Consider the following 8,017-nt stretch of genomic DNA (forward strand, 5'->3'; position numbering starts at 1 on the left):
CGGGAATTATCACTATCATTAGTGTTGTTTTAATAGTTACAGCAGTTAAGCAGTATCTAGCCAATGAGTCAAACAGAGAGAACTACTTCGCCTGAAACCAAAGCTAGCCCTTGGTGGCAGCGTATCCCTCTCACGTTGCAAATTCTCATCGCCTTAGTAGCGGCAGTCAGCGTCGGAATTGCCCTTGGTGCGGGGAATCCCAATCCCAGCAATGCCACCTTAATCAACAATTTAGCAATTCCAGCTGAATTGGTGCTAAAGGCTCTCCGCGCCTTGGCTACACCCTTGATTCTGGTAGCGGTGCTACATACTTTGATGACTACCAATATCCCTGGTACAGCCGGACGGCGGCTGGCAGTACTACTTTTAACCAACACAACCGTAGCTATTTTAGTGGGACTTTTGGTAGCTAATGTACTGCGTCCAGGGACTTGGGGCAATGTAAGCACCTCAACAAGTACGGCAATAACTCCTCAAAGTCTCGATCCTTGGGGAATACTCAAAGATGCTGTACCGGAAGCTGTCCTGAAGCCATTAGTTGATAATAATGTTATCCAGCTGATTGTGATTGCCCTGAGTTTTGGCATCGTTCTGCGGGGATTAAAATCTGAACAAATCGCCCAAGGCAAGAATGGATTCCAGCCGATAGAAGATGTCATCGGAATTTTATTTGAAGCAGTAGTCCGCATCCTCAACTGGGTAATTGCCTTAGTGCCCTTCGCAGTCTTTGGGATTGTAGCTAAAACTATTGCGATGCAGGGCTTTGCACCGTTTAAATCTTTGGGTGCATTTATCGTCGCCGTATTGTTAGCACTGGTATTGCAAGCGTGCTACTATCTCATCAGAGTAAAATTTGGTTCTTGGGTACACCCGTTAAAATTCCTAGCTGGCGGTTCTGATGCCTTTTTGACAGCTTTCTCAACTTCTTCCTCTGCGGCAGCAATGCCCGTAACCTTTGAGGTTTTGCAAACAAAAGTCGGTTTAAGGGAATCTTCTGCTGCCTTGGGGGCATTAGTCGGGGCAAATTTCAATAATGATGGCACTGCCCTCTATGAAGCAATGTCTGCGTTGTATATTTCCCAACTAATTGGACAACATCTGAGTCTAGGACAGCAGTTAATTGTCATCCTTACCTCAATTTTTGCATCGGTAGGTGCGGCAAATATTCCCAATGCTGGACTGGTAACGATGACACTAGTGTTCACTTCTGTCGGTTTACCTACCCAATACATCGCTTTGCTAGTTACTGTAGACTGGTTTTTGGATCGCTGCCGTACCGCGATTAATGTTATGGGAGATATGACTGTCAGTGCTTTACTTGACGGCAAAAAGCCACGTTCTGTAGACGAGGCTTAGTTTGCCAGCTTTTAGTTGAGTTCAGCAGCTTTTCAAATATCTAATGCTGTTGAGGCCCTTTGGCATCACATTCTTTAGTCCAGCAACGTTCTAAAAGTTGCAGACGCCAGATCAATACAAAGCGTTGGGGATTCAATACTAATTTAGTATCGCGACTAAATAAAGGCTGGTTCAGATACTGCCAAAGAGGAAATTTAATTTTGGTGTGTTTTGGAGTCATAAGAACAACAAAGATAATATAAAAGTTTTGTCTAGCAATTGCCTGATACTGTTTTTCTAGTTAAAGGCTACCCTGCGTTTTTGCAATTGTCTTTGTGGCAATTGCGGAATTTCAGCAAGTGAATTTATGTTGTTTCCGCTTTAATACTGAGAATTGCACGCACCATTTTTCTGATTCCATATCCTGTGAAATCTTATGACTTTTCATGAAATTCTTGCTTCAAAGACATCGCTAGGGACGTACATAATAAGGTTCGCTTGAGGCAAACTGTTATATAAAGCCGTTGCTGCCGTTGAGATAAAATAGGTGAAAAATTGCTGAATTAGACATAAATTTTGAATTGTTTCTCATCCCACCGTTACTACCCGCCGAATTTCGTCACTGCGAAACCCGATCGCCATTGGACGACGTACCCCCAGAAGTGCTACCACGTCGTACAATTCCAGTACCACCCCTCTATTCGCAGGGAATGGACAATATCGCCGCTTTTCAGGTCAATCACTAGTACCGCAAGGCGGAAGTCAAAAATCAAAAGTCAAAAGGGTTTAATTTTGGGCTTTATGGCTGTCATGAAATGGTAAGTTTATTTCCGCCGACCTGTACTAGTAACCCACAGCGAGGCTGAACGTTTTTCTGATGCAATTTCTCGTCCAAAGATAGGTAATATGATGTCCGGGTAATTAACCATAATAACCGGAACCCCACCCCGCAAAAGCTGCGCTTTAGCTCCCCTCCCCGCTTGCGGGGAGGGGTTCTTTTATTATGGGTGATTTGGCGGACATGATATAACTTAGTAGATAACTAAAATTTCCTTGGGCGGACTCTATATCTTGACAAAAAAAGTGGGACGAACAAGATGTCCATCCCACAAGAAAAAGAAGATTTTTCTAATTAAAACGCCTTGGCATATTTAAGCTAAAGCGGTTCCGTTAAGTTAAATTTCTCACTATCTAATAATGAGTGCCGGTTTTGCGATGATTAATGGCAGTAACAGCATCAGGCTTGAGTAATTTCCCTTCGTCCACAGTTGCATACACAACCCAATGATCTCCACATTCCAGACGTTGGTTGACTGAGCATTCCAAATATGCTAGGGAATCAGTAAGGATGGTACAGCCGTTATCTGCAACTGCTGTACTAAAGTTGGCAAATCGGTCTTCCCCAGGCGCGAAAGATTTACGGAAATGCTTCATGTAGTCTTGATGATTGCCTTCAGGTAGAATATTTAAGGCAAACTTACCGCCCGGATACATCAAAGATTCGATCGCTCGGTCTTTGGCGATCGCCACAGTTAATCCGGGTGGATTGAAGGTGGCTTGAGAAACCCAAGCGCCTAACATTGCGGTAGACACTTCTCCTTGTTTAGCTGTCACCACGCAGACGGAACCAACGATCCGCCCAACAGCCTGTTCCACTGGAGTAGCTGCTTGTTGTGGTACGCGTACCTTTTTAGCCTTTTTCAGTGCTTGGGCAAAGTCTGTACCTAGTTCTTCACAGAACTTGAGAGTGACATCATCAGGTTTAAACTTCACCTTCAGGGTGTCAAAGCCGAAGCGATATCCAGCATCTCGGAGTTTACCTTCAATTAAGTCAAAGGCTTCGCCACTCCAGCCGTAGGAACCAAAAACCCCAGCGAGTTTGCTGTTGTCACCGCTTGATAGCACAATACCTAAAGCAGTATGAATGGGAGTTGGGGCATGACCACCGATGGTAGGAGAACCAATGATAAAACCCTCTGACTGTGCTAGGTTGATGCGAACTTCATCAGGAGTAGCAAATTCGCAGTTAATCGATTTGACCGCAACTCCACCTTTAGTTAGTCCCAGAGCGATCGCTTGTGCTAAAGTCGCTGTATTTCCGTAAGCTGAAGCGTAAAGTAGGGCAACGGAAATTTCGCGATCGTTATGAGAACGGCTCCACTCTGCATAAGCTTTGGTGAGTTCGATTAAGCTGGTGCGTACCAAGGGCCCATGACCCACAGCATACATTCTCACCTGCAAATCTGATATTTTCTCCAAAGCTGCTTGCACATGAGGAGTTTGGGGAGCCATCAGGCAATTAAAGTAGTAACGCTGGTCTTCTTTAAGCGCTTCCCAGTTATCATCAAACACTTCATCACCACAGAGATGAGTTGCAAATAACTTATCTGTGTAGAGGATTTGGGTTTGCTGATCGTAGGTACAAAGTCCTTCCGGCCAACGCGGACTGGGAGTGGGCAAGAATTTCAAAACATGACCCTTACCTAAATCCAGAGTTTCTTTCCCCCGCATCACCAAGACTTTGAGATCATGCTCTAGAAAAGCAGCACGCAAATTGTTGGCACCGGGAAGAGAACAGACAAAAGTTACCTGTGGTGCCAGTTCTAAAATTGCTTTGAGGGTTGCAACTCGATTGGGACTAAAATGGCCCAGGATTATATAATCCAAATGTTGTAAATCTAAAGTCTGCCGCAATGCCTCTAAATAAATTTCGGTAAAGCTTTCTGGCGGTGGATCGATAAGTGCGGTTTTATCAGCTTCAATTAAATAGCAATTGGAGGTAGTACCTCTTTCAAGTGCGTATTCAATTTCAAACCGCAGACGTGACCAACTACGTGCTCTGATCGCCTTAGTATTTGTAGCAATTGGTAGAACTTGTACGTCGCGTGGCTTGGAATTGGTCATAGCTGTTAAAAGTTGGGGAATTGGGCATTGGGCATTGGGCATTGGGAATTGGGCATTGGGCATTGGGCATTGGGGAAGATGAGGGGAATGAGGGGGATGAGGGAGACAGCGAAAATAACCCATGCCCCATGCCCCATGCCCCATTCCCCATGCCCAATCTTTAGTAGTAATTACCTACTTTGCGATGGCGAACGGCTGTCAATCCATCGTTTTTGGAGACACGACCTTCTTGGACGGTGCAGTATAAAATCCAGTGGTCGCTGCATTCCATGCTGGTCTGTATTTCACATTCCATGTATGCCAAAGCATCTGCCAGAATCGGCGAACCGTTTTTTGCGGTTTGAGTTTTCACTCCTGCAAAGCGGTCAGCACCAGGATGTAAGCGCTTGAGGAAGTGTTTTTTGAGTTCTTGATAATTGCCTTCTTCTAAAACGTTGAGGACGAAGCGATCGCCTACTTGCATTAAGGAATCAATGGCGCGGTCTTTCGCAACGGCAATTGTGAATCCCAAGGGTTGCAAACTCGCTTGCGTTACCCACGATGCCAGCATTGCACTTGAGACATTATCTTTTTTTGTGGTGACTATATATAGTCCACTACTAATGCGACCCAGCGCCTTTTCCATGTTGACATCAAGGGACTTGATTTGCTTGATGTTGCGATCACGCACTAGCAATTGTCCGATGTCTGTACCCGCTTCTTCACACAATTGGAATGTGGATGCTGTGGGAGCCTCTCTAATCCGAATCGCTGGGAAGGCTTCTTTGATGCCAGAGTTGAGAAATTGTCTGCGGATTGTATCAATGGGTTCATCATCCCCACCGTAACATTCAAACAGCCCAATCAGTTGCTTGTTCTTGGCGACAGCTAGCACCGAACTGATACTAGCTTGGGCGGCGGCGGAAGTAGTTGGGGGCATACCAATAATGATGCCAGCTGCTCTCCCTGCTAGTTCTTGAATTTCTTGGCTTTCAGCAGTACTCAGATCCAGTACTTCTACGCCAACGCCAGTTTTCAAGATACCTTCAGCAATTGCGTGACCAAGGCGCTCACCATACCCATATTCTGAGACAAAAAACAAGCCAACTGTTGTTTCTGCTTTCGCTTGTTTTTGGCTCCAATTTTCGTAACAGCCGGTCAGAACATCTAAATGGTGGTATAATAATGGCCCGTGACCATTGGCGATAATATTAATCTTTCCGAGATCACCCATCCGCTTCATGGCATTCACCAAAGAACGAGCATTAGGGCCCATCAAGCAGTCGTAGTAAAATCTAAAGTCAGCTTCGATCGCTTCTAAATCTTCGTCGAAGGTGCGATCGTCACAGAAGTGCATCCCAAAAGCATCACAGGTGTAGAGAATTTGGGTTTTGCGGTCAAAGCTAAAGATTGTATCCGGCCAGTGCAGGTTAGGCGCACTCACGAATTCCATTTCGTGTCCTTTGCCGATATCGATGCGATCGCCAGTTTTCACAACCCGCTTGGAAAAAGGGTCGTGTACTAAGCCTTCCAAAAACTGAAGCGCAACTTTTGAGGCTAAGACGGTAGCTCTAGGAGCTAACTGGAGGACATCTTCTACTAAGCCGCTATGGTCTGGCTCTGTGTGGCTGACAATTATGTAATCAATTGTTTTGGGGTTGACAAGACCTTTAAGGGTCTCTAAATACAGATCACGAAACTTCTGGTGAGAAGTATCAATTAAAACTGTTTGTTCGCCCCTAATTAGATATGAATTGTAGGTTGTACCATTTTGCAGTCCGAATTCGATATCAAACCGATCGCGATCCCAATCAAGAGAGCGAATCGCCGTTGTGTTAGGGGCAATTTCTACAGTTTGTATAGTTAGCCGATGTTGAACGTTCTCTGCGATCGCTACCATTATTCGTCTCCGAGCGCAAATTAACAGGTTTTTCTTCTGCCCCCATTGTCTCTATTATTTTTATTTGAAGTTGTAATGAATATCAGTTTTTTAAAAATTTAACTTGTATCAATTGTTGCTGTTTTTTAGCAAAAAATATGACTCAAAAAATATACTAAATATTAATTTATTCCTAAATTTCACTGATTACTTATTTTTGCTATTTATCTGGCTTGATCTTAATTCAAAAATATCATAGCAATTATATTTTTTAACTAGACAAGCATAATTTAAACAAAATTAGATTTCTGGTCTATCTACCCAGTCTAAATTATTTTTAATACTTAATATTATCAGAGAATATATTTATAAAGTAGAAAAATTTATATTTTTCGAGTACTCCCTTAAGTAGGAAAGGTAGGAAAAGTAGGAAAGGTAGGAAAGGTAGGACAAACCTTTTTAGGCTTCTAATAAGCATCCGATAAGCTGTTAACATTAGTTTATTCAATGGATATTGAATATATTGTTGTCTTAATCAAAAATATGGTGGCATAGAATATAAACTTTATGTAAAGTCGATAAAACAGATATTTTTTTGGAAATAATCAAGGCAAATGTCTAGAAACTAGTTGAATAAAAAGGAACTGGGCTTGTATATATTTTTCCGCTCATCCAAATGGAAACTAGCATCAAAATAATTTTTAAAGTTTCGATAAACCTCCGTAAGCATAGGAATAATCTCAGGAATTTAATGATACAGTCCTTTATTATCGACTTTAAACATTAATCAAGACAACGCCAACAAATTCTTCTTGTTATAGCTATAAGCTACAGCTTCAGGCTATCAGATAAATTTGCCCATATAGGTTAATGGTGTCAGATTGATGTGCCTAACTTTTTATAAAAATCCATTGTTGATGAAAAATTGCAAACTTTGATAGTGTTCTCAAGCCAATACTTATCGCGTAGTAGCCTTATAGACGCCGACATCCTTAATACTTGTAGTTCAGATTTTAGAATGTATTATAAAATACCAAGCAATTGTAAGTATACAGGCGTAAATAGATACAAAAATAACAAAAATTGATTGTGTAAAAGGTTATTGTTTATGGGATGCCGATTAAAAGTGTTTCTCACAGAAGAACAAAAGCTGACTTTAGAAGAGTTGAGAAAAGCCAAAGATGTTCCTCAACGTACTAAGGATCGTGCTCAAGTTTTACTGCTGAATACTCGTGGCTTAAAAAATGAGCAAATTGCAAAAGGCTTGAACTGGGCGATTTCAACAGTGCGTCAAACCCTTCATCGCTGGGAAAAAATGGGTTTAGCAGGTTTATGGGATGCTCCTGGTCGAGGAGGAAAACCTCGATATTCGGAATCGGATTTGGTTTATCTCGAAAATTGTTTAGCTCAAGAATCAGAGACTTATAACTCTAAACAATTAGCAAAAAAACTGGCATCTGAGCGTCAAGTAAACTTGAGTGCAGATCGACTACGACGGGTACTGAAAAAAAGGGGAAGGAGGTTTGGAAGCGCACACACACAAACCCAGAAACAGCATAATTAGCTAATTAAACCATCTTCGACTCGAATCACTCGTTTTGTTTGAGATGCGATCGCTAGATCGTGGACAATCAAGATTATCTTCTTGACAAGTTCCTGCTTTTTGCAGAGATAGTACTTGTTGCGCTTCTTTCTGTTACTTGGGCTTGGACGCTGTTGAGGTCTACACCTTTTTGCTTTAAGGTTTGCCGAGAAACTTGTAGAGACACCTTAGCGCAGCAGGGTAACAGTCCAGTTTCGCATCTTTACCAAAAATTTTTGGCTTAACTGAATGGTATCGCTATATTAGCCGTTGAACTAAAGTTGGCGTTGCTGAATCAAAATATGAATCATGCGATCGCCTCAAGATTGCGGGCGCTA

The 8,017-nt window shown here is 42.5% G+C and carries 5 protein-coding genes; 2 read left to right on the plus strand and 3 right to left on the minus strand.

What is annotated here, in order from left to right:
• The first annotated feature begins 63 nt into the window (after positions 1-63).
• The gene (locus tag HWQ40_RS31420) at positions 64-1,356 is read left to right on the plus strand and encodes a dicarboxylate/amino acid:cation symporter (RefSeq protein WP_292785776.1); all 1,293 of its coding nucleotides are present in this window, start codon (positions 64-66) and stop codon (positions 1,354-1,356) included.
• Between the two features lie 40 nt (positions 1,357-1,396).
• On the opposite strand, the gene HWQ40_RS31425 is transcribed toward HWQ40_RS31420, so the two are convergent.
• The 3 genes from HWQ40_RS31425 to HWQ40_RS31435 form a co-directional block, all read right to left on the minus strand.
• Positions 1,397-1,576, minus strand: a complete 180-nt coding sequence (locus tag HWQ40_RS31425) for a hypothetical protein (RefSeq protein ID WP_292785777.1) — start codon at positions 1,574-1,576, stop codon at positions 1,397-1,399.
• 950 nt (positions 1,577-2,526) lie between these two features.
• Positions 2,527-4,239: a diflavin flavoprotein gene (locus HWQ40_RS31430; protein WP_292785793.1), complete on the minus strand. Its 1,713-nt coding sequence runs from the start codon at positions 4,237-4,239 to the stop codon at positions 2,527-2,529.
• A gap of 160 nt (positions 4,240-4,399) precedes the next feature.
• A complete protein-coding gene (locus HWQ40_RS31435; protein ID WP_292785778.1) occupies positions 4,400-6,118 on the minus strand; it encodes a diflavin flavoprotein in 1,719 nt (572 codons plus the stop codon).
• A 1,087-nt stretch (positions 6,119-7,205) separates the two neighbouring features.
• On the opposite strand from HWQ40_RS31435, the gene HWQ40_RS31440 reads away from it, so the two are divergent.
• The gene (locus tag HWQ40_RS31440) at positions 7,206-7,661 is read left to right on the plus strand and encodes a helix-turn-helix domain-containing protein (protein ID WP_292785779.1); all 456 of its coding nucleotides are present in this window, start codon (positions 7,206-7,208) and stop codon (positions 7,659-7,661) included.
• Positions 7,662-8,017: the final 356 nt, after the last annotated feature.

It is taken from the genome of Nostoc sp. NMS9 (genome assembly GCF_017114995.1).
Lineage (GTDB): Bacteria > Cyanobacteriota > Cyanobacteriia > Cyanobacteriales > Nostocaceae > Nostoc.

What these genes read in the sequence shown, in the direction of transcription:
- HWQ40_RS31440 (WP_292785779.1), top strand. Translation starts at nt 7,206, where the DNA reads ATGGGATGCCGATTAAAAGTGTTTCTCACAGAAGAACAAAAGCTGACT.
- HWQ40_RS31420 (WP_292785776.1), top strand. Translation starts at nt 64, where the DNA reads ATGAGTCAAACAGAGAGAACTACTTCGCCTGAAACCAAAGCTAGCCCT.
- HWQ40_RS31430 (WP_292785793.1), bottom strand. Translation starts at nt 4,239, where the DNA reads ATGACCAATTCCAAGCCACGCGACGTACAAGTTCTACCAATTGCTACA.
- HWQ40_RS31425 (WP_292785777.1), bottom strand. Translation starts at nt 1,576, where the DNA reads ATGACTCCAAAACACACCAAAATTAAATTTCCTCTTTGGCAGTATCTG.
- HWQ40_RS31435 (WP_292785778.1), bottom strand. Translation starts at nt 6,118, where the DNA reads ATGGTAGCGATCGCAGAGAACGTTCAACATCGGCTAACTATACAAACT.